This is a genomic window from uncultured Actinobacillus sp., from assembly GCF_945915845.1.
GTDB lineage: Bacteria > Pseudomonadota > Gammaproteobacteria > Enterobacterales > Pasteurellaceae > Exercitatus.
Genome location: NZ_CAMEFX010000006.1, coordinates 33,111 through 59,545, shown reverse-complemented (window position 1 = coordinate 59,545; position 26,435 = coordinate 33,111). Strand labels below are relative to the sequence as shown.

At 43.0% G+C, this 26,435-nt stretch carries 27 protein-coding genes; 8 read left to right on the top strand and 19 right to left on the bottom strand.

Going from position 1 to position 26,435, the window contains the following annotated elements; translation table 11 throughout:
* Positions 1 to 68 precede the first annotated feature (68 nt).
* The 3 genes from selA (at position 69) to Q0O89_RS03180 (ending at position 4,068) form a co-directional block, all read left to right on the top strand.
* Positions 69 to 1,451: an L-seryl-tRNA(Sec) selenium transferase gene (gene selA / locus Q0O89_RS03190; protein WP_293730303.1), complete on the top strand. Its 1,383-nt coding sequence runs from the start codon at positions 69 to 71 to the stop codon at positions 1,449 to 1,451.
* On the top strand, positions 1,448 to 3,307 hold the full coding sequence (selB, locus tag Q0O89_RS03185) for a selenocysteine-specific translation elongation factor (RefSeq protein WP_293730302.1): 1,860 nt from the start codon (positions 1,448 to 1,450) through the stop codon (positions 3,305 to 3,307). The genes selA and selB overlap by 4 nt, the downstream gene beginning before the upstream one ends.
* A gap of 161 nt (positions 3,308 to 3,468) precedes the next feature.
* Positions 3,469 to 4,068 (top strand): DUF1440 domain-containing protein, encoded by a 600-nt coding sequence (locus tag Q0O89_RS03180; RefSeq protein ID WP_135708953.1) that lies wholly within the window; start codon positions 3,469 to 3,471, stop codon positions 4,066 to 4,068.
* A 126-nt stretch (positions 4,069 to 4,194) separates the two neighbouring features.
* Here Q0O89_RS03180 and Q0O89_RS03175 read toward each other — a convergent pair whose 3' ends face one another.
* The 4 genes from Q0O89_RS03175 to Q0O89_RS03160 form a co-directional block, all read right to left on the bottom strand.
* Positions 4,195 to 5,499, bottom strand: coding sequence for a sodium ion-translocating decarboxylase subunit beta (locus Q0O89_RS03175; RefSeq protein ID WP_293730301.1), 1,305 nt, complete (start codon positions 5,497 to 5,499; stop codon positions 4,195 to 4,197).
* A gap of 10 nt (positions 5,500 to 5,509) precedes the next feature.
* Positions 5,510 to 7,321: a sodium-extruding oxaloacetate decarboxylase subunit alpha gene (gene oadA / locus Q0O89_RS03170; RefSeq protein ID WP_293730300.1), complete on the bottom strand. Its 1,812-nt coding sequence runs from the start codon at positions 7,319 to 7,321 to the stop codon at positions 5,510 to 5,512.
* A 14-nt stretch (positions 7,322 to 7,335) separates the two neighbouring features.
* Entirely contained in the window at positions 7,336 to 7,602 is a 267-nt protein-coding gene (locus Q0O89_RS03165; protein WP_135708956.1) for an oxaloacetate decarboxylase subunit gamma, read from the bottom strand.
* Between the two features lie 121 nt (positions 7,603 to 7,723).
* Positions 7,724 to 8,566 (bottom strand): DUF5718 family protein, encoded by an 843-nt coding sequence (locus tag Q0O89_RS03160; RefSeq protein WP_273392121.1) that lies wholly within the window; start codon positions 8,564 to 8,566, stop codon positions 7,724 to 7,726.
* 225 nt (positions 8,567 to 8,791) lie between these two features.
* On the opposite strand from Q0O89_RS03160, the gene Q0O89_RS03155 reads away from it, so the two are divergent.
* Positions 8,792 to 9,046: a DinI-like family protein gene (locus Q0O89_RS03155; RefSeq protein WP_135708958.1), complete on the top strand. Its 255-nt coding sequence runs from the start codon at positions 8,792 to 8,794 to the stop codon at positions 9,044 to 9,046.
* Between the two features lie 44 nt (positions 9,047 to 9,090).
* Here Q0O89_RS03155 and glpX read toward each other — a convergent pair whose 3' ends face one another.
* Positions 9,091 to 10,104: a class II fructose-bisphosphatase gene (glpX, locus tag Q0O89_RS03150; protein WP_273392119.1), complete on the bottom strand. Its 1,014-nt coding sequence runs from the start codon at positions 10,102 to 10,104 to the stop codon at positions 9,091 to 9,093.
* Positions 10,105 to 10,263: 159 nt separating this feature from the next.
* Here glpX and zapB point away from each other — a divergent pair, with 159 nt between their 5' ends.
* Positions 10,264 to 10,482 (top strand): cell division protein ZapB, encoded by a 219-nt coding sequence (gene zapB, locus Q0O89_RS03145; protein WP_135708960.1) that lies wholly within the window; start codon positions 10,264 to 10,266, stop codon positions 10,480 to 10,482.
* A 65-nt stretch (positions 10,483 to 10,547) separates the two neighbouring features.
* On the opposite strand, the gene tpx is transcribed toward zapB, so the two are convergent.
* The 12 genes from tpx to cysQ all read right to left on the bottom strand — a co-directional run bounded on the left by tpx (position 10,548) and on the right by cysQ (position 22,884).
* Positions 10,548 to 11,048 carry a thiol peroxidase gene (gene tpx, locus Q0O89_RS03140; protein ID WP_273314433.1) on the bottom strand — a complete coding sequence of 167 codons (501 nt, stop codon included), beginning with the start codon at positions 11,046 to 11,048 and terminating at the stop codon, positions 10,548 to 10,550.
* 86 nt (positions 11,049 to 11,134) lie between these two features.
* Complete coding sequence (locus Q0O89_RS03135; RefSeq protein ID WP_135708962.1) at positions 11,135 to 12,043, bottom strand: cation diffusion facilitator family transporter; 909 nt, start codon at positions 12,041 to 12,043, stop codon at positions 11,135 to 11,137.
* A 41-nt stretch (positions 12,044 to 12,084) separates the two neighbouring features.
* A complete protein-coding gene (gene ilvA, locus Q0O89_RS03130; RefSeq protein ID WP_273392113.1) occupies positions 12,085 to 13,623 on the bottom strand; it encodes a threonine ammonia-lyase, biosynthetic in 1,539 nt (512 codons plus the stop codon).
* Positions 13,624 to 13,628: 5 nt separating this feature from the next.
* Entirely contained in the window at positions 13,629 to 14,462 is an 834-nt protein-coding gene (locus Q0O89_RS03125; protein ID WP_135708964.1) for a ZIP family metal transporter, read from the bottom strand.
* Positions 14,463 to 14,525: 63 nt separating this feature from the next.
* On the bottom strand, positions 14,526 to 16,370 hold the full coding sequence (gene ilvD, locus Q0O89_RS03120) for a dihydroxy-acid dehydratase (protein ID WP_293730299.1): 1,845 nt from the start codon (positions 16,368 to 16,370) through the stop codon (positions 14,526 to 14,528).
* A 167-nt stretch (positions 16,371 to 16,537) separates the two neighbouring features.
* On the bottom strand, positions 16,538 to 17,992 hold the full coding sequence (gene gnd, locus Q0O89_RS03115; RefSeq protein ID WP_273392107.1) for a decarboxylating NADP(+)-dependent phosphogluconate dehydrogenase: 1,455 nt from the start codon (positions 17,990 to 17,992) through the stop codon (positions 16,538 to 16,540).
* Between the two features lie 51 nt (positions 17,993 to 18,043).
* Positions 18,044 to 18,376 carry a n-acetylglutamate synthase gene (locus tag Q0O89_RS03110; RefSeq protein WP_273384630.1) on the bottom strand — a complete coding sequence of 111 codons (333 nt, stop codon included), beginning with the start codon at positions 18,374 to 18,376 and terminating at the stop codon, positions 18,044 to 18,046.
* 5 nt (positions 18,377 to 18,381) lie between these two features.
* Positions 18,382 to 18,741, bottom strand: a complete 360-nt coding sequence (locus Q0O89_RS03105) for a DUF1304 domain-containing protein (RefSeq protein ID WP_293730298.1) — start codon at positions 18,739 to 18,741, stop codon at positions 18,382 to 18,384.
* 8 nt (positions 18,742 to 18,749) lie between these two features.
* Entirely contained in the window at positions 18,750 to 19,769 is a 1,020-nt protein-coding gene (locus Q0O89_RS03100) for a PDDEXK nuclease domain-containing protein (RefSeq protein WP_293730297.1), read from the bottom strand.
* A gap of 39 nt (positions 19,770 to 19,808) precedes the next feature.
* Positions 19,809 to 20,507, bottom strand: a complete 699-nt coding sequence (gene pgl, locus Q0O89_RS03095) for a 6-phosphogluconolactonase (protein WP_293730296.1) — start codon at positions 20,505 to 20,507, stop codon at positions 19,809 to 19,811.
* An 18-nt stretch (positions 20,508 to 20,525) separates the two neighbouring features.
* Complete coding sequence (zwf, locus tag Q0O89_RS03090) at positions 20,526 to 22,013, bottom strand: glucose-6-phosphate dehydrogenase (RefSeq protein WP_293730295.1); 1,488 nt, start codon at positions 22,011 to 22,013, stop codon at positions 20,526 to 20,528.
* Positions 22,014 to 22,068: 55 nt separating this feature from the next.
* Positions 22,069 to 22,884: a 3'(2'),5'-bisphosphate nucleotidase CysQ gene (gene cysQ, locus Q0O89_RS03085; RefSeq protein WP_293730294.1), complete on the bottom strand. Its 816-nt coding sequence runs from the start codon at positions 22,882 to 22,884 to the stop codon at positions 22,069 to 22,071.
* Between the two features lie 155 nt (positions 22,885 to 23,039).
* On the opposite strand from cysQ, the gene Q0O89_RS03080 reads away from it, so the two are divergent.
* On the top strand, positions 23,040 to 23,786 hold the full coding sequence (locus tag Q0O89_RS03080) for an SDR family oxidoreductase (RefSeq protein WP_293730293.1): 747 nt from the start codon (positions 23,040 to 23,042) through the stop codon (positions 23,784 to 23,786).
* Between the two features lie 50 nt (positions 23,787 to 23,836).
* On the opposite strand, the gene Q0O89_RS03075 is transcribed toward Q0O89_RS03080, so the two are convergent.
* A complete protein-coding gene (locus tag Q0O89_RS03075) occupies positions 23,837 to 24,079 on the bottom strand; it encodes a DUF5339 family protein (RefSeq protein ID WP_293730292.1) in 243 nt (80 codons plus the stop codon).
* Positions 24,080 to 24,194: 115 nt separating this feature from the next.
* On the bottom strand, positions 24,195 to 24,749 hold the full coding sequence (nudE, locus tag Q0O89_RS03070; protein ID WP_293730291.1) for an ADP compounds hydrolase NudE: 555 nt from the start codon (positions 24,747 to 24,749) through the stop codon (positions 24,195 to 24,197).
* 70 nt (positions 24,750 to 24,819) lie between these two features.
* Here nudE and hslR point away from each other — a divergent pair, with 70 nt between their 5' ends.
* Both hslR and hslO read left to right on the top strand, forming a co-directional pair.
* Positions 24,820 to 25,233: a ribosome-associated heat shock protein Hsp15 gene (hslR, locus tag Q0O89_RS03065; RefSeq protein WP_293730290.1), complete on the top strand. Its 414-nt coding sequence runs from the start codon at positions 24,820 to 24,822 to the stop codon at positions 25,231 to 25,233.
* 58 nt (positions 25,234 to 25,291) lie between these two features.
* Positions 25,292 to 26,164, top strand: a complete 873-nt coding sequence (gene hslO / locus Q0O89_RS03060) for an Hsp33 family molecular chaperone HslO (protein WP_293730289.1) — start codon at positions 25,292 to 25,294, stop codon at positions 26,162 to 26,164.
* The last annotated feature ends 271 nt before the right edge of the window (positions 26,165 to 26,435 follow it).

The following is a 26,435-nucleotide window of genomic DNA, read 5'->3' as shown; positions in this document are numbered from 1 at the left end:
AAGTGCGGTCAAATTTTGCGATATAATGACATCTATTTTCAACACAAGATCAAAAAACGAGAGCCATGATGACCGCACTTTTTCGCCAACTGCCTTCTGTGGATAAATTACTCAAACTGCCGCAAGGCGAACAACTTATTGCTGAATTTGGGCATAGCGCCGTGGTCAATGTGTGTCGAAAACTCATTGAACAAGGTCGCGAAGCCATTAAATCAACGCAGCAACTTCCGCCCTATTTTGCTGAAATTAACTACACGTTCACTGAAATTCAACGCCAATTAACCCAACAAAGCCAAGTTCAAATTCAAGCGGTACATAATTTAACCGGTACTGTATTGCATACCAACCTTGGGCGTGCTTTATGGGCAGAAAGCGCACAGCAGGCGGCATTGCAGGCAATGGGCGGTAATGTGGCGCTGGAATATGATTTAGAAGACGGTCGCCGCAGTCATCGTGATAATTATATTAGCGATTTGATTTTTGCGTTGACGGGAGCGGAAGCGGCTTGTGTGGTGAATAACAATGCGGCTGCGGTTTTGCTGATGTTAGCAACCTTTGCGAAAGGCAAGGAAGTGATTATTTCTCGTGGCGAACTCATTGAAATCGGCGGTGCATTTCGTATTCCCGATATTATGGCACAAGCAGGTTGTACGCTGGTGGAAGTGGGAACAACCAATCGTACCCATTTAAAAGATTATCGCAACGCAATCAACGAAAATACTGCCTTTTTAATGAAAGTTCATAGCAGTAACTACCAAATTTGTGGTTTTACTTCTGCGGTAGAAGAAGCGGAACTTGTTGCTTTGGGGCAAGAATTCAATATTCCCGTCATCAGCGATTTAGGCAGTGGCGCGTTGGTTGATTTAAGCCAATATCATCTTCCTAAAGAGCCAACTGTACAAGAAAAACTCGTACAAGGCGTGGATTTAATTTCGTTTTCGGGGGATAAATTATTGGGTGGCGTGCAAGCCGGTATTATTGTCGGTAAAAAAACGTTAATTGATCAACTTCAAGCACATCCGTTAAAACGCGTTTTGCGCTGTGATAAAGTAATTTTAGCGGGTTTAGAAGCGACTTTACGTTTATATCTTCAACCCGAAAAACTCGCGGAAAAATTGCCTACTTTGCGATTACTCACACAATCTCTTGATACATTGCAACATAAAGCGGAACAGGTTAAAGCGCGGTTAGAAAAACAATTAAATTCGGCGTATTCCTTGCAAATCGAAGCTAGTTCGGCACAAATCGGTAGCGGTTCGCAACCTATGGCGCAAATTCCCTCTCTTGCGGTAACCATTGCCGAAAAGAGTGGAAAATTAACCGCACTTTTGGCCCGCTTTAAAACCTTAACTACGCCAATGATTGCGCGAGTTGAACAGGGTAAAATTTGGTTAGATATACGTTCTGTTGCGGATACAGATGCTTTATTGAAAACGTTGGAAGAACTATGATTATTGTCACAAGCGGTCACGTTGACCACGGAAAAACAGCCTTATTGCAAGCCCTAACCGGCACAAACACCGCCCATTTGCCCGAAGAAAAAAAGCGGGGAATGACCATTGATTTAGGTTATGCCTACTTACCCGTGGGCGACAACGTGCTGGGCTTTATTGACGTTCCGGGGCATGAAAAATTCTTGGCAAATATGTTAGCGGGGCTTGGGGGAATTCATTATGCGATGTTAATTGTGGCAGCGGATGAAGGGATTCAAGCACAAACCCAAGAGCATTTAGCCATTTTGCGTCAATTGCAATTAGCACAAATTCTCGTGGTGATCACTAAGTCAGATCGCGCCGGTTCGCAACAAATCGAAGATCTTAAAGCAAAGATCACGACAAATTATCCTTTTTTAGCGCATTCACCGTTTTTTGTTACTTCTGCTACCACACAACAAGGCATTGCGGAATTACGTGAATTTTTGACCGCACTACCGAATTTAGCGGATAGTACCAAACCTTTCCGTTATGCCATTGATCGAATTTTTACGGTCAAAGGCGCAGGCACGGTGGTCACAGGCACGGCATTTAGTGGCAAGGTTTGCGTGAATGACGAACTTTATTTATCCACAGGCGAAAAAGTCCGCATCAAAGCCATTCACGCTCAAAATCAACCCAATGAGCAAGGCATAGCGGGTCAACGGTTAGCCTTAAATATTCACGGAGAATTGGAGCGGGCAAGCATTGAACGCGGTGATTGGTTATTGGCAGAACAGCCGCCCGAACCTACGGATCGCATTACTGTTCAGCTCACCGCAGAAACCCCATTAAGCGAAAATCAGTCTGTGCATATTTATCACGCGGCTTCACGCTGTGTAGGAAAATTAGGCTTGCTCAATGTGAAATCAGCTCAACCGAATGAACAGGTTTACGCCGAAATAATATTAGAAAAACCTTTCTTTTTGACGGTAGGCGATAAAGTCATTTTGCGCAGTGGCGACAATAAACATCTCATTGCCGGCGGTCGAGTGTTGGAAATCCATTCGCCTAAACGCCATAAACGTAGCGAAGTGCGGTTAAATTTTGTAACAAATTTAGCCCAAACCAATAATGTGGCAGAACGGATTGCGTTGTATTTGCAAGATCAAGCGGTCAGCGCGACCTATTTGCGTTGGGTTGAACAATTAACGGATCAGCAATTAAGCGAAATTCTTACGCAGAACCAACAAATACGTTTCCAAGATTGGTGTTTTAATCAAGATTATCAAACCCAACAAAACCGGAAAATGTTGACCGCACTAGGCTTTTATCACGCGCAACATCCTGATCAAATCGGTGTGGCTAAAGCGCGTTTGTATCGCATGAGTGCGCTAAATCAACCCGAAAAATTAATTTACTATTTTGTGGATGAATTATTGGCAACAGGCAAATTAGCCCAAAGTCGCGGTTGGTTACATTTGCCCGAACATCAATTGGCGTTTTCTGCGGAAGAACGTGAACATTGGAAAGCGGTTTTACGGGAATTTATTCAAGCCAACGGACAGCCATTGTGGGTGCGCGATATTGCCACCGCCTTAGCAATGGACGAAACGCAAATGCGTAATTTCTTATACAAAGCGGGCAAGTTGGGCTATTTAATGCCCATTGTAAAAGATCGTTTCTTTTTAACGGAGACGGTTTATGCCTATGCTAAACGCGTGAAAGAAATGCTCAAGGCACAAGGTGAAATCAGCGTTAACCAATTACGTGATGAACTTCAATTTGGTCGAAAACTCACCGTTCAATTGATGGAATATTACGATCGATGTGGCTTTTTACGCCGCAAAGGCAATGCCCATATTTTGCGTGATGGCGATATTTTTGACCAATAACACCCCCATATGTTTTTCTTGACTATTTTGCTCAAGAGCATAAAATCTGCCCACTTCACCCGATTTGGGTAAGGAAAGGTGCCGTGCTTTACAAAATTGACTTTGAAGCAATTGAAAAAAGCGCGGTTAAATTTTTAAATATTTTTACTTCGGAGCCAAAAATGGCATTATTTACAGAAACATCTCGCCGCCGTTATGGTGTTGCAGTTTTCGTTGGTATCATCGCCGGTATCATTTCAGCTTTTGTAAAATGGGGTGCTGAACACCCATTTCCACCACGTAGCCCGTTAGATTTATTCGTTGCGGCATGTCAAGATCCATCACAAGCATTAGAAGTGTGTTCTCGCGCGGTATTAAACCCACCGGCTGTTTTCTTACGTGATTACCTTGGTCTTGATCCTTACCAAACTATCGCATTCACTTTTGCCGATCATCCGTTTAACTCAATCGGTGTAACACACATGATTTTCTCATTAGTGTTTGCGATCGGTTACTGTATCGTGGCTGAAATCTTCCCGAAAATTAAATTCTGGCAAGGTATCGGCGCAGGTATTATCGCGAATATCTGTGTTCACTACATCACATTCCCAGCCTTAGGTTTAACCCCACCGGTTGCAGAATGGCCATTATACGAACACATTTCTGAATTAGTAGGTCACATCTTCTGGTTCTGGTCAATTGAAATGATCCGCCGTGACTTACGCAACCGCATCACAAAACAACCGGATGCGGAAATTCCTTTAGATCAACCATACCGTTAATTTTTTAATTAACACAAGATATAAAGAAAAATAAAAAAACTGAGCTTGAGTGATATCAGCTCAGTTTTTTTGTTTTTGCCTACTTATCGCTTTGATTTGATCGATCAGCGAAAGGGTAATGGCGGGTTACATCATTGCTGCCACATATTTCAACATTACCCCTGCCGCGATAGCAGAGCCAATTACACCGGCCACATTTGGGCCCATGGCGTGCATGAGTAAGAAGTTTTGGTTATCGGCTTCTAAGCCCACTTTATTTGATACACGTGCTGCCATTGGGACGGCAGAGACACCGGCAGAACCGATAAGCGGGTTGATTTTGTTTTTGCTGAATTTGTTCATCAATTTCGCCATTAACACACCGCTACCTGTACCGATCCCAAAGGCAATTACACCAAGTAATAAAATCCCTAAGGTTTGCGGTTGTAGGAATTTATCTGCAATCAGTTTGGAGCCTACAGATAAGCCCAACACAATGGTGGTGATATTAATGAGCGCGTTTTGTGTGGTATCGCTTAAACGATCGACCACGCCGCTGACTTTCATTAAATTACCAAAACAGAACATCCCCAATAACGGCGCGGCGTCAGGCAATAATAAACCAACGAGTAAAAGCAAAATAATCGGGAAGCAAATTTTCTCAGTTTGGCTCACATTACGCAGTTGCGTCATCCGAATTTTGCGTTCTTCTTCTGTGGTTAAGGCTTTCATAATCGGTGGTTGGATTAACGGCACTAACGCCATATAAGAATAGGCTGCCACCGCAATCGCTCCTAATAACTCAGGGGCCAGTTTGCTGGTTAAATAAATTGCCGTTGGGCCGTCTGCGCCCCCGATAATCCCGATGGATGCCGCTTGCGGTAACGTAAATTCGATAATCCCGAAATAATTTAACGCTAACGCGCCCAATACGGTGGCGAAAATCCCGAACTGTGCCGCTGCACCAAGTAATAAGGTTTTGGGATTGGCAAGCAAAGGACCAAAGTCGGTCATCGCGCCCACGCCCATAAAAATCACCAACGGAGCTACGCCATAACTAATGGCCACTTTATAGAACAAGGCTAAAATCCCTGCGCTATAACCCATATCCACAGACATGGTTTCCAATTGGTTCATCACCGAAGCAGGTACGCTGGTAAGTGCGGTCTTAATGGCCGCGGGATCTGCTGCCACCCCCAAATGCGCCGCAATCGCGCCAATTTGCTCAGGCGAACCTAAATGCAACAGATTTTCCAAGGCGGTCATCGCCAATCCGGCTTCAGGAATATTGGACAGCAATCCGCCGAAACCGATAGGCAATAACAAAAGGGGCTCAAATTTTTTGGAAATGGCAAGCCACAGCAACAGCACACTGATGGCAAGCATTACGGCTTGCCCCCATTCTATGTGCATAATGCCCATCCCTTGAATTAAAGCAATAATACTCTCCATGCTTTACTCCTTAAGCCAGGGTCATCACAGTGTCGCCCACCGCAACCGCATCGCCTGCTTTCACTTGAATACCGCGTACTACACCGGCTTGTGCAGCTTTCACTTCCGTTTCCATTTTCATGGCTTCGAGAATAAATAACACATCGCCCGCTGCAACAGATTGCCCTTCTGTGGCCACCACTTTCCAAATGTTACCGGCCATTGGTGCCGTTACCGGCACACCGCCTGCACTTGGTGCCGGTGCCGCCGTTGGTTGTGCAGCTGCTGTTGTAGCTGGTGCAGTAGTTGGCGCAATATGGGTAATATCACCGCCTTCCGTCACTTTCACCACAAAGGCTTTGCCTTCTAATTCCACGGTATAAACAGCCGAACCTGACGCTTGCGTTGGTTTAGAAACAGCTTTATTTTCCACCGCACTTTTCGCAGGTTCTTCTGCCGTAGGTGCAGGTTCAAAAGCGGCAGGGTTGTCGCGATTTTCTAAGAATTTCCACGCAATTTGTGGGAATAACGCCACAATTAAGGCATCATCCACGGTGTTTTCAGCTAATTTCACACCTTTTTCTTTTGCTTGCGCCACCACATCTGCTTCAATTTTTGCCATTTCAGGGGCAATATGATCCGCCGGGCGGTCAGTGATAGGTTGTGCACCTTCCAATACGCGCGCTTGTAATGCGGCATCAACAGGCGCAGGAGTTTTACCGTATTCGCCTTTTAAAATGCCTGCGGTTTCTTTGGCAATGGTTTTATAACGTTCGCCCATTAACACATTGATCACCGCTTGAGTTCCCACAATTTGTGATGTTGGGGTCACCAATGGAATATAACCCAAATCTTTACGTACACGTGGAATTTCTTCTAACACCAAATCCAATTTGTCGGTTGCATTTTGTTGTTTGAGTTGGCTTTCCAAATTGGTCAACATACCGCCCGGTACTTGCGCAACTAAAATGCGACTATCCACGCCACGTAATTGCCCCTCAAATTTCGCATATTTTTTACGCACATTGCGGAAATACGCCGCAATTTTCTCTAAACGCGGAATATCTAAACCGGTATCAAATTCGGTGCCTTGTAAAGTAGCTACAATAGCTTCTGTAGCAGGGTGCCCATAGGTGCCGGACATCGAAGAAATCGCCGTATCCACACCATCTACGCCGGCTTCAATGGCTTTCAATAACGCCATTTCAGACATCCCCGTAGTGGCGTGGCAATGTAAATGCAGTTGCACATCAAAACGTTTTTTGATTTCACCGACCAACTCAGCCGCCGCCATTGGGTTCAAAATCCCTGACATATCTTTAATCACAAGGCTATCTACGCCAATTTCCAATAACTGTTCTGTAGTATCTAACCAAGTTTGCAAGGTATGCACCGGGCTTGTGGTGTAACTTAATGTCCCTTGCGCATGCCCACCGTGTTTTTTCACCGCTTGCAATGCCGCTTTCATATTGCGAGGGTCGTTTAAGGCATCAAACACACGGAACACATCCATCCCGTTTGCCACGCAACGTTCCACAAAACGATCCACCACATCATCGGCATAATGGCGATAACCTAATAAATTTTGACCGCGCAACAGCATTTGCAAAGGCGTTTTCGGACAGGCTTTTTTCAACTCACGTAAACGCACCCAAGGGTCTTCCCCTAAAAAGCGAATACAGCTATCAAAGGTCGCACCGCCCCAAGCTTCTAACGACCAATACCCAATATCATCTAATTCCGCTGCAATGGGCAACATATCATCTAAACGCATACGTGTTGCAAAAAGAGATTGGTGGGCATCACGTAAAACCACATCAGTAATTTTAATTTTTTTAGTCATAATACAATCCTTTATTAATTTAAGCCTTGAGAACGGCGATGATGAGCAATAGCCGCCACAATCACAGGGCGAAGACGCTCTAAATCAGACACAGAATCCGCAGAAAGTGCGGTGGATTTTGGTTGTGTTTTTGGAGTGGGAAGCGGTTCGGGGAAAAAACGGTTAATCAGTTTTGAACTTGCGCGAATTGCCCAAATTAAAATCAGCAAAAAGAGCAGTACAAAGCCCATCCCTGATAACATCAGATTAATCCCTTCGCCAAACAACGCTGCTGGGGTCATATTTCATTTCCTTTATTACAAAATAACGTCCTTATTCTACTGAATTCGTTTCAGCAAAACTGTGAGCAAGATCACAATAAACAATAAAAAACGCAGTCAAATTTGACCGCGCTTTAGGATGTTATTTTACTTTTTGAACTAACGCTGAAACATCAGGCGCAAATTGTCCTTTTTCTGCCATTTCAACAATTTGTGCATGTTGATATTGTTTGCCGTTGTAAACCACAACCATTGAGGTGTCGCCCACTTGCAAGAAGTTTGTTTCACCAAATTCAGTATAACGCGTAGCACCAATACTGATAATGGCTTTGCTTGGGTAATCGGCTTGTTTCAGTAAAGTGGCAATATCATTCATTGGGCCTTCGTCAGGTTGATGATTCATTCTATCCACAATCCAATTCAGCAATTTTTCGTGGAAATAGCTGTAACCTAACGCTTGGCTATCAATGCCGTATTCCTTTAATTGCCCCTGACGTTGATGGAAACAAGCAATATGATAATCATCGATATTGCCCCCCAGTGTAAAGCGATCTAATGCAATCCAATGGGCAGACAACCCTTTTGAATTTGCGCCCCAATTCTTTTTCTCTGAAATTTTACGGGCGTTCGGACGGCGAATGGAACAATCGTTATAAGCCGCAAAATGAGTCGGTAAAAGTGCGGTCACTTTTTTCGGGGTTTCTTCGCTATATTGAATATCACAAATTAACGCGATTTCAGGCTCAATTTGTAAATTATCCGCATTCTGTGGAAAATTTAAGGTATCGGATGAAATAGGAAATTCGCTTAAAAATTGAGTGAGTGGGTCTAATTTTTCACCGGGTACATAAAACGGAAAAATAGCCTTTGGCTGCACCGCTTCTTGCGTTTTGACATTCACGAAATCCGCCGCTTCGCCCGCTTGCTCTAAATGCCCGGCAAAATTGCCGGCCACGCCTAAACCAATAAAGTGTTTGTTTTGCATGTGTTTTTCCTATTTGAATAAGTGATATCAAGAGAGTGGAAAATCTTTTAGTAGCGAAATTCTAGCATAAAACAAGGGGCATGTCGTTCTTGCGCAACGGCGATATTATTTATTCTATATAGGAAAATACAGTAAAGCTGATGTTTTTATCACTATTTATATTGACAGTATTTGATTTTGGATAATATAATACCTGTATATAAAATCAATTAAATGAGGTGATATATGAAACAAATTGACATTCGTTTTACCCAAGAAAAAGATCGAAAAAAAGCAGAGTATCAAGCGGCAATGATCGCTGTTTTGCAAGACCGTTTGCCGAAGCGTATTGCAGAGAAATTTGCCGATGTACAGGTTCGGATTCGCTTTTCAAGTTCTGCCGGGGTGGAGGTGACGGGCTTTAAAGATAAAGACGAAAAAAGTAAATTTATGGAATATTTGGAAGAATTGTGGGCAGATGATTCCTTAGTTGAGATTTAAAAGAGTGCGGTCAAAACACTTGATTTTTTGACCGCACTAGCATCTTATTCGCTTAATAACTCATAAATCTCAGCATCTTTTCGATCTAAATAATGCATCGATTGAATACGTCTAATAGTGCGAGATTTACCGCGGATGAGTAAGGTTTCCGTGGTGGCCAAATTATCTTTGCGTTGAATACCTTTTAGTAAGTCTCCGTTGGTAATTCCCGTTGCAACGAACACGAGATTATCATCTTTCACTAAATGTTCTAATGGCAGAACCGTATTGACTTCCACACCGTTCTCTTTGCAACGTTGGATTTCCTGTTCTGCAATTTGACGATTTTCAGGGGTATCGCCTTTTACTAAATGACGTGGCAATAAACGCGCTTGCATATCACCGCCCAAGGCGCGGATTGCCGCCGCAGCGACCACACCTTCCGGTGCGCCACCAATACCATATAACATATCTACATCACTATCGGGTAAACAACATAAAACAGACCCCGCCACATCGCCGTCAGGGATACAAATAACGCGTGCGCCCAGTTGTTGAATCCGTTTAATGACGTCATCGTGGCGTGGTTTGGCAAGTACCATCACCGTTAATTGACTAATAGATTTCCCAAGTCGGGATGCCACACGGCGGCAGTTTTGTTCAATATCTAAATTGAGGTCAATCATGCCTTTTAATTCCGGGCCTACGACTAATTTTTCCATGTACATATCCGGCGCGCGTAAGAATGTTTCGGCACCACCGGCGGCGAGTACCGAAATCGCATTGGCTTGCCCCATGGCAGTCATTCGTGTGCCGTCAATAGGATCGACTGCAATCGACACTTTCTCACCTTTTCCCGTACCGAGTTTTTCACCAATATACAGCATAGGTGCTTCATCAATTTCACCTTCACCAATCACAATCTCCGCATCCATATTGATGTTATTTAGCATAAAACGCATGGCGGTGACGGCAGCATTATCTGCTGCATTTTTATCGCCACGTCCTAACCAAGTAAAACCGGCGAGTGCAGCGGCTTCAGTGATACGAGAGAATTCAATTGCTAATGATCTATCCATTTGATTGTCCTTATTTGGCTAAAATTTTCCGCATTTTAGCACTAGCGAAAACGATTGCGAAAAAATATTTTGCCATCAAATAAAAAATCTTTTTTAGGATTTTAAATTCCATGCAATCTAGGGTAGAATGATCACACATTTTTATTAAAGGAAATTATTATGTCATTAGAAATTTTAGATCAATTAGAAGGCAAAATTCGCCAAGCCGTTGAAACTATTCAATTACTTCAATTAGAAGTGGAAGAATTAAAAGAGAAAAATACTCAGGTGAACGCGGCAAACGAAACCCTTCGTAATGAAAATGAACAATTAAAAGCAGAACACAATAACTGGCAAGATCGTTTACGTTCATTATTAGGTCAAATTGATAACGTGTAATTGGTGCAGTCATCAAATTTCACTTCCAAAAAAAAGCGACTTCGAAGTCGCTTTTTTCATAAGACTTAACCTAAAACAGCCAATGCCGCATCATAATTAGGTTCATCTTTTAATTCTGACACCAGCTCACTGTGTAAGACTTTATTGTGTTCATCTAAGACAATCACAGCGCGAGCGGTTAACCCCGCTAACACACCATAAGTAATATCTACGCCCAATTGACGATGTAATTCTTTATGGCGGAAAGTAGAAAGGGTTTTCACATTTTCAATCCCTTCTGCACCACAGAAACGGGCTTGTGCGAAAGGTAAATCTGCTGAAATGCAAAGCACAACGGTATTGGCTAAGTTGGCGGCTTTTTCATTAAATTTACGTACTGATGTGGCACAAGTGCCCGTATCAATGCTTGGGAAGATATTTAAAACCTTGCGAACGCCTGAAAATTCAACTAATGATACATCATTTAATTCTTTTCCGGTTAGAACGAAATCACCGATGATATCGCCGACTTTCGGGAAGGTTCCTGCTAATTCAATGGGGTTGCCCATCATGGTTATTTGGCTCATTTGATCTCCTTTTTTGAGTGACTAAAATATTTGATATGATGTCATCATTACATAAGATTTACCTTTCCACAAGCTCAAGGATCGTTTTATTCAAGGATTTCATGGCGATGGCTATTTTCTTTTGCCACAACAGACTTTGGTTCTTGATGAACAACAATTTTGGCAGTCGGGAATTGGCTTAAAATAGCCTGTTCCACCTTATCAGCAATATCGTGTGCGGTAATTAATGGAAGATCATCATCCAGTTCTAAATGCAACTGAATAAATTTAATGTTCCCCACTTGGCGGGTGCCAATATCATGTACGCCTAATACCTTTTCTTGTGCTTCTGCCAGTTGAATCATTTGCTGGATTTCTTCATCGGGTAAGGCGCGATCTAGTAAGGTTTGAACCGCTTCCCAACTCATTTTTAATGCGCTTATGAAAATATAGAGCGCAATAAGAATAGCAAAAATCCCATCGGCATAAATCATCCCATACATGTTTAACAGCATGGCAACGAGAATGGCGCTGTTCATCAGTAAATCGGTTTGGTAATGCAATTTATCTGCTTCAATCGCCGGACTTTGGGTTAATCTAATGACCTTTCGTTGATACATTAACAACGCCAAGGTCAATAAGATAGAGACCAAACTGACCGCAACGCCTAGGCCGTTATTTTCAATATTTTCAGGATTAGCAATACGTTGGCTGCCTTGTAATAACAGAAATAATGCGGAACCTGTAATAAAGGCACTTTGCGCGAGTGCGGCAAGCGATTCGGCTTTGCCATGGCCAAAGTAATGATTTTTATCCGCAGGTTGTAACGCATAGCGTAACACCAGCATATTGGTGCAAGAAGCGAATAAATCCACAAGGCTGTCTGTCATCGCCGCTAAAATCGCCACCGAATCCGTGTACCACCAAGCAATACCTTTGATGATAATCAGCAATGTTGAGACCACAATTGCCAACATTGCTGCACGTTTAACATATTTAGAGTATTGTTGTTCCATTCGCAAAACCTAAAGCATTTTCACCGCACTTTAATAGCTGCTTAACTCAAAAAGTACTGATAAGCCGGGCTATTTGTCACATCTTGATAGGCATAACCCAACGCTTCTAAATGTTGATTAAAGGCAGGCAAATCTTTTTCTTCAATTTGGAAACCCGCCAGTACATCGCCATAGTCTGCGCCGTGTCCACGATAATGGAATAGTGAAATATTGGCTTGTGTTGTGCCAAGGGTTTCTAAGAATTTTAACAACGCGCCTTTTTGCTCAGGGAATTCAAAACTATACAAACGTTCGTTTAATTGACTGCTTGAACGCCCGCCAATCATATAGCGAATGTGAGTTTTCGCGATTTCATCATCGGACAAATCTTCCACATCATAGCCACCTTGTTTAAGCTGTGTCAAAATGGCTGCCTTTTCTTCCGCACCTGTAATACGAACGCCCACGAAAATACGTGCTTGTTTTTCATCGGCATAGCGGTAATTAAATTCTGTCACCGCATTTTGTCCTAAGATTTGGCAGAACGTTAAGAAGCTGCCGCGTTGCTCTGGGATGGTTACCGCAAAGACCGCTTCATTTTGTTCACCAATTTCACAGCGTTCGGACACATAGCGTAGTGTATGGAAATTCAAGTTCGCCCCAGACAGAATGTTAACCAAGGTTTCCCCTTTGATATTGTGTTCTTTCACATATTTTTTCAAACCCGCTAAGGATAACGCACCCGATGGTTCCGAAACCGCACGCACGTTTTCAAACATATCTTTCATCGCGGCACAAATTTCATCACCATCTACGGTAATCACTTCATCAATATATTGTTGGCAAACGCGGAACGTTTCATCGCCGATACGCTTCACCGCCACGCCATCTGCAAATAAGCCTACACGTGCTAAATCAACAGGTCCACCGGCTTTTAATGCGGCAAATAAACAGGCGCTGTCTTTGCTTTCCACTCCAATTACTTTGATTTCCGGCATTAATTGTTTAATTAAAACCGCAACGCCGGCGGCTAAACCGCCACCGCCCACAGGGACAAAAACGCGATCAATATGGGTATTTTGCTGCAATAATTCCAAACCAATAGAACCTTGCCCCGCGATGACTGCAGGATGATCAAAGGGCGGAATAAAGGTCATATTTTGGCTTTTTGATAACTCGATAGCTTTGGCTTTGGCTTCATCAAAATTAGCGCCGTGTAATAACACTTCGCCCCCAAAACCACGCACAGCATCCACTTTAATGCTCGGTGTATTTTGTGGCATCACGATTAAAGCACGAATGCCCGCATTTTTCGCGGATAAGGCAACGCCTTGAGCATGGTTGCCTGCGGAAGCCGTAATAACGCCGGCGTCTTTTTGCGCTTGGGTTAAGCCTGCAATCATGGCGTAAGCACCACGCAATTTAAAACTATGCACAGGTTGGCGATCTTCGCGTTTTACAAAAATTTGATTGCCGAGTTTGTCTGAAAGCTTTGTCATTGGCTGTAATGGTGTCACCATCGCTAATTCGTAAACTTTAGAGCTTAATACGGCACGGAGATATTCCGCACCTGTTGGTTGAGTTGGAAGAGTATGTGTCATGTTAATTATCCTAAAGCCACATCTAAAATCATCATTACCACAAACCCAAGTAATAAACCAAGGGTTGCACTATCGCTGTTTCCACCGCTTTGTGATTCAGGAATTAATTCTTCAACCACAACGAAAATCATTGCACCGGCCGCAAAGGCAAGGGCGTAGGGCAAAATATTAGTCATAGACATAACAAAAGCCGCCCCCATTACCGCACCGATAGGTTCCACAATGGCAGACATTGCACCGTAGGCAAAGGCTTTTGTGCGACTTTTTCCTTCTGCACGGATAGGCAAAGAAAGCGCCGCCCCTTCGGGAATATTCTGCAAACCAATACCGAGAGCTAAGCTAATTGCCGCCATGACTGAAATATCCACATTGGGAACTTGTGAAGCTAATGCGCCAAAAGTGACACCCACAGCAAGACCTTCGGGGAAATTATGAATCGTGATCGCTAAAAAAAGTAAGGTAGATTTGGACAGTTTCTTTTTGTTGTAAAGCGCGCCACCTTCTGCTTCTGTAATGGGTTTGCTTAAATGCAGATGCGGCACAATATGGTCAATAAAACGTAAGAAAAATCCGCCGAACAAGAAACCGATGGTGACAGGTGCCCACGCAAATTTGCCATAATCCGCTTCCGCATAATCCAGCGCAGGGGATAGCAATGACCAAAAGGACGCGGCAATCATCACGCCTGCGGCGGCACCCATTAAAATATCGAGTAGCTTACGGTTAACATTTTTAAAGAAAAAAACGAATGCGGCACCAAAGGCTGTTAATGCCCAAGTAAATAATCCTGCGGCAAAGGCTTGGCAAACAGGATTAAGAGATAAGAAATAATCTACCATACGCGATCCTTAATATGGAAAGCGCGGTCAAAAAAGACAATATTTTTAACCGCGCTTTATGGATTACAGTTTGGTTCTATCGCGCACCGCACCTTTATCTGCGGATGTGGCAAAGTGACCAAACACTTTTAACGCGAAGGAAACTTCACGTTCGCGGCTAACGGGTTGCCATGCTTTATCACCACGGGCTTCCATTTCCGTTTGGCGAGCCGCCATTTCTTCATCTGAAATGGCAAGATGAATAGAGCGGTTAGGAATGTCGATTTCAATGGTATCGCCGTCTTGTACTAAGGCAATGGCACCGCCTGATGCCGCTTCCGGTGAAGCATGACCGATGGATAAGCCTGAAGTACCGCCTGAGAAACGACCGTCTGTTAATAACGCACATTTTTTGCCCAAGCCCATGGATTTTAAATAGCTGGTTGGGTAAAGCATTTCTTGCATACCCGGGCCGCCTTTCGGGCCTTCGTAACGGATAACCACCACGTGACCTTCTTTCACTTTGCCACCTAAAATGCCGGCTACCGCGTCTTCTTGGCTTTCAAACACAATGGCTTTACCGGTAAATTTCCAAATGGATTCATCTACGCCGGCAGTTTTCACGATACAACCGTCTTTGGCAATATTGCCGAATAATACGGCTAAACCGCCTTCTTCGGTCACGGCGTGCGCGCGATCACGGATACAACCCGTTGCACGGTCATCATCTACCGAATCCCAACGGCAATCTTGTGAAAAGGCTTCTGTGGTGCGAATACCGGCAGGGCCTGCGCGGAAGAATTTATGTAAATCCGCGTCTTTGTTGCGCATAATATCGTATTGGTTTAACTGTTCTTCCATGGTTAAACCCAGAATGGTTTTCACATTGCGGTGGATTAAACCGGCGCGATCCAATTCCCCTAAAATGCCCATAATCCCACCTGCGCGGTGAACATCTTCCATATGGTATTTATTGGTGTTTGGTGCGATTTTACTTAAGCAAGGCACAATGCGTGATAAACGGTCAATATCCGCCATTTTGAAATCCACGCCGGCTTCTTGTGCGGTGGCAAGTAAGTGTAAAACGGTGTTACTTGAGCCGCCCATGGCAATATCCAAGCTCATGGCATTTTCAAAGGCATCAAAGGTCGCGATTGAGCGTGGTAATACGCTGTAATCGTCTTCCAGATAATGACGTTTGCATAAATCCACAATGCGGCGACCGGCTTCTAAAAAGAGTTCTTTGCGGTCTGCGTGAGTGGCAAGCATCGAACCGTTACCCGGCAAAGATAAGCCTAATGCTTCCGTTAAACAGTTCATTGAGTTGGCGGTAAACATTCCTGAGCAAGAGCCACAAGTTGGGCAAGCGGCTTTCTCAATAGCGTCCACGTCTGAATCGGACACATTGCAGTCCGCACTTTGAATCATCGCATCGATTAAGTCTAAACGGATTAATTGGTCAGATAATTTGGTTTTCCCCGCTTCCATTGGACCGCCTGAAACGAAAATGGTTGGAATGTTCAAACGCATTGCCGCCATTAACATCCCCGGGGTGATTTTGTCACAGTTTGAAATACACACCATCGCATCTGCGCAATGGGCATTCACCATATATTCCACACTGTCGGCAATTAAATCGCGGCTTGGTAAAGAATAAAGCATACCGCCGTGACCCATCGCGATCCCATCATCTACTGCAATGGTATTAAATTCTTTTGCCACGCCGCCTGCTTTTTCGATTTCTTCCGCGACTAATTTGCCCACATCACGTAAATGCACGTGACCCGGCACGAATTGGGTAAATGAGTTCACCACAGCAATAATCGGTTTGCCGAAGTCGTTTTCTTTCATTCCTGTTGCACGCCATAACGCACGTGCGCCTGCCATATTGCGACCTTGAGTTGATGTCGCTGAACGTAAAATTGGCATAAGATTCTCCAAGTCAAATAAGGTTGTGTTTGATGCGCGATATTCTAGCACAGCTCGCACGAAATAATAAAAAACTGTCGTGAGAAATTACGGATTATTTCGTTTAATAAAAGACCGCACTGGTTTAAAAGTGCGGTCAGTTTTGATGTTATTTAGATGACAAGAAACTACACATCATACGTAGTCGATGCCGTATTTCCACCACGACCTGTCCAGTTAGTGTGGAAGAACTCGCCACGAGGTTTGTCGGTACGCTCGTAAGTGTGTGCGCCGAAGTAGTCACGTTGTGCTTGAAGTAAGTTTGCAGGCACTCGCTCAGAGGTATAACCATCTAAGAAGGTAATCGCACTTGCCATACAAGGCATTGGGATACCCACTTCGATAGATTTTGCTACCACTTTACGCCAGTCGCTTAATGCGTTTTCTAAAATGCCTTTGAAATAGGCATCTGAACCTAAGAACACTAAATCCGGGTTCGCTTCGTAAGCATCACGAATGTTGCCTAAGAAACGGCTACGAATGATACAACCTTCACGCCATAATAACGCTGTTGCACCGTAGTTGATGTCCCAACCGAAGTTTTCAGACGCTTCACGAATAAGCATAAAGCCTTGTGCGTAAGAGATAATTTTTGATGCTAATAACGCTTTACGCACCGCTTCGATCCAAACTTGTTTGTCGCCTTCAACTTTGCCGATGGTTTTGTTGAACAGTTTAGATGCGGCAACACGTTGATCTTTGAATGAAGATACGCAACGAGCAAATACTGACTCGGTGATTAAAGTTAATGGAATACCGAAATCTAATGCGTTGATCCCCGTCCATTTACCTGTACCTTTTTGACCTGCGGTATCAAGGATTTTTTCCACTAACGGTGTGCCGTCTGTGTCTTTGTAACCTAAAATATCCGTTGTAATATCAATCAAATAGCTGTCAAGTTCAGTTTTTTTCCATTCCGCAAAGATTGCTTGCATTTCATCATAGCTTAAACCTAAACCGTCTTTTAAGAACTGGTAGGCTTCACAGATTAATTGCATATCGCCGTATTCAATACCGTTGTGTACCATTTTCACGAAATGACCAGCCCCTTCTTTGCCTACCCAGTCACAGCAAGGCTCGCCTTTGTCGGTTTTCGCTGAAATCGCTTGGAAAATCGGTTTCACATATTGCCAAGCTTCTTCATTACCGCCCGGCATAATAGAAGGCCCGTGACGTGCCCCTTCTTCACCGCCCGATACACCCGAACCGATAAAGCGAATGCCTTTTTCCGCTAACGCTTTCACACGGCGGTTTGTATCCGGGTAGTTTGAGTTACCGCCATCAATGATGATGTCGCCTTCTTCTAAGTGCGGTAATAATGCATCAATAAATTGATCGACCACTTCACCCGCACGCACCATTAACATCACTTTGCGTGGTTTTTCTAATTTCGCGGCTAAATCTTCTAACGAATACGCCCCGATAATATTCGTGCCTTTCGCCGCACCTTCTAAAAACTCGTCCACTTTTGACGTAGTACGGTTATACGCCACGACTTTAAAGCCGTTGTCGTTCATATTTAAAATAAGGTTCTGACCCATTACCGCTAAACCGATAACGCCGATATCGCCTTTTACTGACATTTTTTGCTCCTGTTGGATTGTTAAACTTATTTGCGGAAAATTGACCGCACTTTAAATTTCTTTAATTAATGAAGAACCTTGCTCAAGGGTATCTAACCATTGCCAATGTTCTGTCCCTATTAATTTGCCATTCTCTACTTCAAATGTTGTGACACAACGTCCAAGTCGATTTTCTAGTTTTTGGTTTAAATGTTGGTAAGTAAACTCAATTTGTGAGGCATTTATCCATTTTCCGATTAAAAAACCTTTTAAAATTTCACCACCCGAATATTCAGCCCAAATCATTTTATCTTGTTGATAATAATGAAACTGGGTTTGGTTGCTCACTTCACCTGTTTCACTATTTTGAAGTGCTGTAAAAACTTTTTGGTTTAAGTTCATTATTAGCTCTATGTGAGTAAATTTGCCACTAACGCCAACATCGCCGGCAATCCCTGTTTAATCAAAATTCCTTTATTCTTCGCACTTATCGCCCCATAAACTGCGGCGACAATCACGCAACTTAAAAAGAAATAAGTGACCGCACTTTGTTGAATACAAAGGGAAAAAATAATCCCTGCAGCTAAAAATCCGTTATATAACCCTTGATTAGCAAACAACAACTGAATTTTAGGATTGCTTGCTGTTTGTTCATCTAAATTAAAAATCTGCCTTGCCTTTGGGCTGTTTAATGCAAACATTTCCAAATACATAATGTAGAAATGCTCAAGGGCGACAAGGGTTGTTAAAATATAAGCCAGTATTGACATCATTTTTCCTAACTATGATTTTGCTCAAAAATCATCTTCTGATTTTCAATTTCTCGCACCAATTCTTCTTCTGACGGTAAATATGCCATATATTTGCTGGCAAAAAGCTGCGAGCTATCGTTCAATACCGAATATTTCGCCACCACGCTATCGGTTTCGGTGCAAAGTAACAAGCCGATAGTGGGGTTATCATCAGAGCGTTTTTGCAAATCATCGTACATTCGCACATACATATCCAGTTGCCCAATGTCTTGATGAGTGAGTTTTTCTGTTTTCAACTCAACGATCACAAAGCATTTTAAAATGTAATTGTAAAAGACCAAATCAATAAAGAAATCGGACGTTTCGGTACGGATACATTGTTGGCGAGCCACGAAAGCAAAGCCTTTGCCCAGTTCCAACATAAATTGTTGCAGATTATCAATTAACGCTTTTTCTAGCTCTGCTTCGGTGTATGCCAAGTTGGTAGGCAAATTCAAAAATTCCAAAACAGTAGGCGATTTAATCAAATCGCTAGCTTGTAATGGCACAGATTTTTCTAACATCTCCGCTTTGACGATACTTTGATCTTGGCTTGCCAACAAGCGGTCGTAATACAGCGTAGAAATGTTGCGATCAAGGGTTCTTACCGACCAATTATTTTCAGCCGCTTCTTTTAGATAATAAAGACGAGCTTTGTCGTTACTGATTTTTAAAGTGCGTTGAATATGTGTCCACGTCAATTTGGAAATCACTGATTTCCAAATCTCTAAATCTTGGAACATCAAATAAAACTGGCGGAAATTTCGGATATTACGTTCTCCAAAACCGGCTCCAAATTCATTCGTTAATTCAAGGGAAAGATTTTTAATAATCTCTTTCCCATAAGCCGCCCGATCAGCCCCATTTTGTTCTTCCAAAACAATGCGTTCGCCAATTTTCCAATAGGCTTCAACCATTGCTGAATTGACAGCGGTATAAGCCTTTTGGCGTGCATGGGCGAGAATTTGTTTAATTTCTAAAAGATAACTGCTGTTGATTAAATCCATATCTAACTCCGATAATCGCTTAAAAATTAACGTGTTTTTTTACAACAACTTCGCCGCATCCTTATCCAAATACCATTCCGTTACGCCATTTTTCGCTTTAATTCTTGCCGCTGGGTAAGGCAGGTTTTCTGCTGGGGTGGTTTGGATTTCTTTGAGAATTTCCGCTTTGCTTGCCCCAGTGACTAAATAAGTAATGCGTTTTGCTTGTTCAATCAATTTAGCGGTTTTGGAAATGCGGATTTGCCCTGTTTCAGGGTGTTTGGCAATCACAGCTAAATTCGGATCATTGAAATCCGTTTGATGTGGGAATAAAGATGCCGTATGTCCGTCTGTGCCCATCCCTAAAATAATCCAGTCAAAAACGCTATGCGGAATGACCGCACTTAGCTCTTGCTCAAAACGTTTAAGCTCTGACTCAACAGACTCTTCACCACGGATACGGTGGATATTTTCCGCCGGGATTTGGATATGATCGAACAGTAATTTTTGCACTTCGCCGTAATTGCTTTCAGGATCTTGTGGCGAAACCATACGATCATCGCCCCACCAAAAATGGAGATTTTGCCATTGAATTTGGCTTTTATACGGCTCTTGCGCAAGGGTTTTAAATAGCAGTTTTGGTGTACTTCCGCCTGATAATGAAATATGTACTGGGCGGTTTAATTGGCTATATAACGCAAATTCTTGTGCAATTTTTTCCACCGCACTTTGAGCGGTTGGGAATGTGATGTAGTTCATATTTGTTTTCCCCTACGTTTACACTTTTTTCTTCATCATGCCTGAAGGTTTGCGCCATACGCGACCTTCGCGCGCAATGAGTTTATCCGCTTCTTTCGGGCCCCATGTGCCGGCTTCATATTCGTAAACACGACCATTGGCGGCTTTGTAATCTAAAATAGGTTGCACAAATTTCCAGCAAGCGTGTACTGCGTCAGTACGAGAGAAGAGGGTTGCATCGCCTTTCATGGCGTCTAACAATAAACGTTCGTACGCCGTCATTAAATTTGCTGCCGAGCTTAAATCAGAATAACGGAAGTCCATAGAAACTTCTTTGGCTTCAAAGCCTGCGCCGGGTTGTTTTAAACCGAAACGCATTGAAATCCCTTCATCGGGTTGGATGCGAATAATCAGTTTATTTTCAGGGGCGTTTTGGCTAAATACAGGGTGTGGGGTGGTTTTAAAATGAATCACCACTTCTGTTACGCGCGTTGGCAAGCGTTTTCCTGTGCGTACATAGAACGGCACGCCCGCCCAACGCCAGTTATCAATTTCACAGCGTAAAGCCATATAAGTTTCCGTATTAGAATCTGCTGGCACGCCGGTTTCTTGCAAGTAACCGTTAACGGTTTTACCGTCCATTTCTGCGCGGATATATTGCCCTAAAACTAAATTATGTTTTAAATCTTCTTCGCTTAACGGATGTAAACAATGCAATACTTTTGCCACTTCATCACGCATAGAATCCGCGTTAATAATGGCAGGGGGTTCCATTGCCACCATGGCTAACACTTGCAATAAATGGTTTTGGAACATATCGCGCATCGCACCTGAACCGTCATAATAACCGCCACGTTGCTCTACACCTAAGGATTCCGCTCCCGTGATTTCAATATAATCAATAAAATTACGGTTCCAAAGCGGCTCAAATAAACCATTTGAGAAACGTAGCACCAATAAATTTTGTACGGTTTCTTTGCCTAAATAATGGTCGATACGATAAATTTGATGCTCTTCAAAGAAGCGGTGAATTTGGATGTCTAATTCTTTGGCGGTTTTGATGTCATAGCCAAAAGGTTTTTCCACTATCAGGCGTTTCCAGCCATATTCTTCCGTATTTAAACCGTGAGCCGCTAAACATTCCGGAATAACGCCATATAGGCTTGGTGGTGTGGAAAGGTAGTAAAGGGTATTTCCAGCGGTTTGATATTTATCATGTAAATCATCTAAGCGCGGTAATAATTTACCGTAGTCTGTCGCATCAGCGGTGTTCACCGCTTGATAATAAAGATGAGAACAGAAATTCTCAAGGGTTTCCCCTTCGGCTTTTTCATATTCAATTAAGGCGGCGCGCATTTTTTCACGGAACACTTCATCTGACATTTCTGTTCGTGCCACACCAAGCACAGAAAAATGCTCCGATAAACGCCCAATTTTGTACAGGTTGTACAAGGCAGGAATTAATTTGCGGTGCGTTAAATCGCCGGACGCGCCGAAAATCACGATACAATTATTTTCTGTTTGCATTCTTTATTATCTCTATTAATTTTAAAATTCCGAGTTTGCGTATAATGCCTGAGTTTTATGGCTTTTGAAAGATTTTTTGCCAATCGATGCTATCGTCAGCACACATTATAAAATCAGGATTGGTTAAAATGTCTCGTTGGTTGTAAGTTAATGGCGAAAAAGTGCGGTCAAAAATAATGCCCTTTGTTTCGCTTAAAATCACTTGCGCCGCCGCGGTGTCCCATTCGCCTGTTTTGCCTAACCGCACATAACAATCGGCAATGCCTTCCGCAACGCGTGCACCTTTTAAACCGCTGGAACCAAAAACTTGAAATTCATAGTCAAAATTGGGGTTTAAAAACGACCGCACTTGTTCAATTTTCTTTGCGCTACCTACGGCAATTTTGAGGGGGTGGGTTAAATTGATATGGCGTTTGGGCAACGCTTGCGTGATGTTTTGGGATTGTTTAAATGCGCCAGATCCTTTCATGGCGTAATAGGTGCAATCTAAAATTGGTGCGCAAATTATTCCAAGCACGGGCTGATTATGCTCAACCAACGCAATCATCACTGAAAATTGCCCTGTTCCATCGATAAATTGTTGCGTACCATCAAGGGGATCAATTAACCAATATTGCGCCCATTTTTCTCGTTCATTCAACGAAATCTCACAATTTTCTTCGGACAAAACGGGAATATTGGGGGTGAGTAACTGAAGTTGTTCAGTGACAAATTGACTGACAAATAAATCGGCTTCCGTCACGGGCGTATTATCCGATTTTTGATGAATTTCCACAGAATTTCCGTAAAATCGGCGAATATGTTCACCGGCTTGTTGAGCAATGGCAAGCACAGCGTTGAGTAAAGCTTCGGAAAGGATAATTTGGGACATAAAAGATCCTAAAATGGCGCAAAAGTGCGGTCAAGTTTAGCAAAATTTCAAGCAAAAGGCGAATACAAGCCCAAGCGGGCTATTTTTCAAAATTCACTTGACGCAAACGTTTGCGTACTGCTATTTTAATAAAACAAAATGACAAGGAGGAGATTATGGTGATTTTAGTTACAGGTGCATCAGCAGGGTTTGGTAAGGCTATTTGCCGTGCTTTTGTGCAAGCAGGTTTTTCCGTCATTGGCGCGGCACGCCGTTTAGATAAATTGGAGGCATTAAAAGCAGAACTGGGAGAAAATTTTTATCCCTTGCAAATGGATGTGTCGGATACGGCAAAGGTAGATGCGGCGCTGGCAACCTTACCCACGGATTGGGCGCAAATTGATTTGCTTGTCAATAATGCGGGTTTGGCATTGGGGTTGGAACCTGCCCATAAAGCGAATTTCGATGATTGGTTAACCATGATCCAAACTAACGTTATCGGCTTGGCTTATTTAACACGCCAAATTTTGCCGCAAATGGTCGCGCGCAATCAGGGACATATCATTAATTTAGGCTCTATTGCGGGCACCTATCCTTACCCGGGCGGCAATGTTTACGGTGCCACAAAAGCCTTTGTGGAACAATTTAGTTTGAACTTACGGGCAGATTTAGCCGGCACCGCCATTCGCGTCACCAATGTGGAACCGGGCTTATGTGGTGGCACAGAATTTTCCAATGTCCGTTTTAAAGGGGATGATGAAAAAGCCGCAAGTGTTTATGCGGGCACACAAGCAATTCAGCCTGAAGATATTGCCAATACGATTTTGTGGATCTCTCAACAGCCTGCTCACGTGAATATCAACCGCATTGAAATCATGCCTGTGTCACAAAGTTTTTCTGCGTTGAATGTCGCGCGTTCTTAACTTAAATAAAAAGGGTGAACCTGAATTCACCCTCAAATTTCCAAAATAAACTACATTTTTGGTAATTGTTTTAGCTGTTCTTGTGCTTGTTTACAAGCCTGTTCCTGTGCTTGCGCAGGGATAGCAGCGTATTGAGCTTTACTTTGTTCCATTTGTGTTTTCATTTCTGCCGGCGCTTTTTCTAAATAAGCGTCAAGATCCTTGAAATAAGCTTCACAAGCAGGATGTAAATCGGCGGCATTAACAGAAAGTGCAGTCATTAATAAACCTGCTGACAATAAGATTTTTTTCATAATGTTCTCCTATGACATTCTTGTGAATACCCAAAGCGATTAACTTTAGGGCAAGAACATTATACTTTAAGTGTTAAAAAAAAACAATATCAATCGGTTAAAAATAATGAAATTTTTACCGCACTTTCAGACTACTCAAATAATCTCTCAGCGCATATAACGCTACCAAATTGCGCGCTTCCATAAAATCACTGTCTGCAAGCAATTTATCAATGTCGCTTAGCGGAATACGCACCGGTTCCAACGGCTCAGGTTCATCGCCTTCCAGTTGAGACGGATAAAAATCACGCGCCACCAGAATATGCATTTGAGCATTCATAAAGGTTAAATTGGAATTAACGGTACGTAAAAAGGTAAATTCTTTTGCGCCTAAGCCCAATTCTTCTTGCATTTCGCGGTTGGCACTTTGCGCCATACTTTCGCCTTGTTCCATTAAACCTTTGCAAAAGCCCAGTTCATAGCGTTCTGTGCCAACGGCATATTCGCGCACCATTAGCAAATCATCGCCATCAATAGGCAAAACCATCACCGCCGCACGCGTGGCAGGTCGAAAACGTTCATAGGTTCGCAATGCACCATTGGAAAATTTAAGATCAACAGATTGAATTTCAAAAATACGGCTTTTTGCCGCCACCGAGATATTCAAAATTTCAGGTAATTGTTTGCTCATTGATGTTCTCTTATTTGACAAAATTAGGAATAACGATACCATAAGCGACATTCTGCGTTAAGGAAAAGTTATGGCGAAAAACTCGAAAAATCTACAGGACGAAAAAGACGATGACGTCCGTTTAGATAAATGGCTTTGGGCAGCACGTTTTTACAAAACCCGAACCCTTTGCAAAGAAATGATTGACGGTGGCAAGGTGCATTACAACGGACAACGCACTAAGCCAAACAAAACCGTAGAAATTGGCGCTACCATTAAATTACGCCAAGGCAATGATGAAAAAGAAATAAAAGTCACCGCACTTTCAACCCAACGCTGCGGCGCGCCTGAAGCACAATTGCTTTATGAAGAAACCGCACAAAGTATCGAAAATCGAGAAAAACTTGCCTTAGCCAGAAAAATGAACACCATGCCACACCCGGACCGCCGCCCGAATAAAAAAGAAAGACGGGATTTATTGCGGTTTAAGGAGTGGGGAGAGTAGTTTTTATTGGGTTTCACCCGATGGGCAAACAACAGATTTACATTAGGAACAAACAAAAATGACTTACAAACAAGACAATGACAAACTTTATCGTTACCTATTCCAAAACCGCGCGGTGCGTGGTGAATGGGTGCGTTTAAACCAAACGTTTACGGATACACTCAATACGCATCATTATCCAACGCCGGTGCAAAATTTATTGGGCGAGATGATGGTAGCCACAAATTTATTAACGGCAACCCTAAAATTTAACGGCAATATCACGGTGCAAATTCAAGGCGATGGACCGTTAAAGTTAGCTTTGGTGAATGGCACTGACAATCAAGAAATCCGTGCCTTGGCACGTGTGGATGGCGACATTCAAGATGAAATGACCTTACAACAAATGATTGGTAAGGGCGTGCTGGTTATTACCATTGCACCAAAGGAAGGCGAGCGTTATCAAGGCGTGGTGGCATTAGATAAACCAACGATTACAGCATGTTTAGAAGACTATTTTGTTCGTTCGGAACAACTGCAAACGCAACTGATTATTCGCACGGGGGAATTTGAAGGACAACCTGTTGCCGCAGGGATGTTGTTACAAATTATGCCTGACGGACAGGGAACGCCGGAAGATTTTGAGCATTTAGCCACCTTAACCGCTACGGTAAAAGATGAAGAAATCTTTGGTTTAACGGCAGAGGAAATGCTTTATCGTTTGTATCACGAAGAAACCGTGGAAATTTATCCGCCACAAGCGGTGAAATTCCATTGCGGTTGTTCAGCTGAACGTTCGGGCGCAGCGTTAATGTTAATCTCTGAAGCAGAATTAGATGAAATTTTAGCGGAACATCAAGGCAGTATTGATATGCAATGTGAATGTTGTGGAACGCATTATTTCTTTAACAAAGACGCGATTAATAAACTCAAAGCGCAAGCAGATGCGTAGGATATTGTCATTTCCCAAAGTGCGGTTATTTTGACCACACTCAGACCGATGACCTACCCTATACGAGCCGTATAGGGTTACTTAATCTGAGCCGCTCTGCGGCTCTTCTATTCAGCCCCAGCGGGGCTGGGCTTAACGAACCTAGCACGGCTCGTGCTAGGTTATTTCTCAAAAATGAGCTTTGTTAGTAATCTGAGTGCGGTTATTTTGACCGCACTTTTTTTTCACACTTTTCTTTTGTTTGAACAAAATTCATTCAAATCATCTCAAA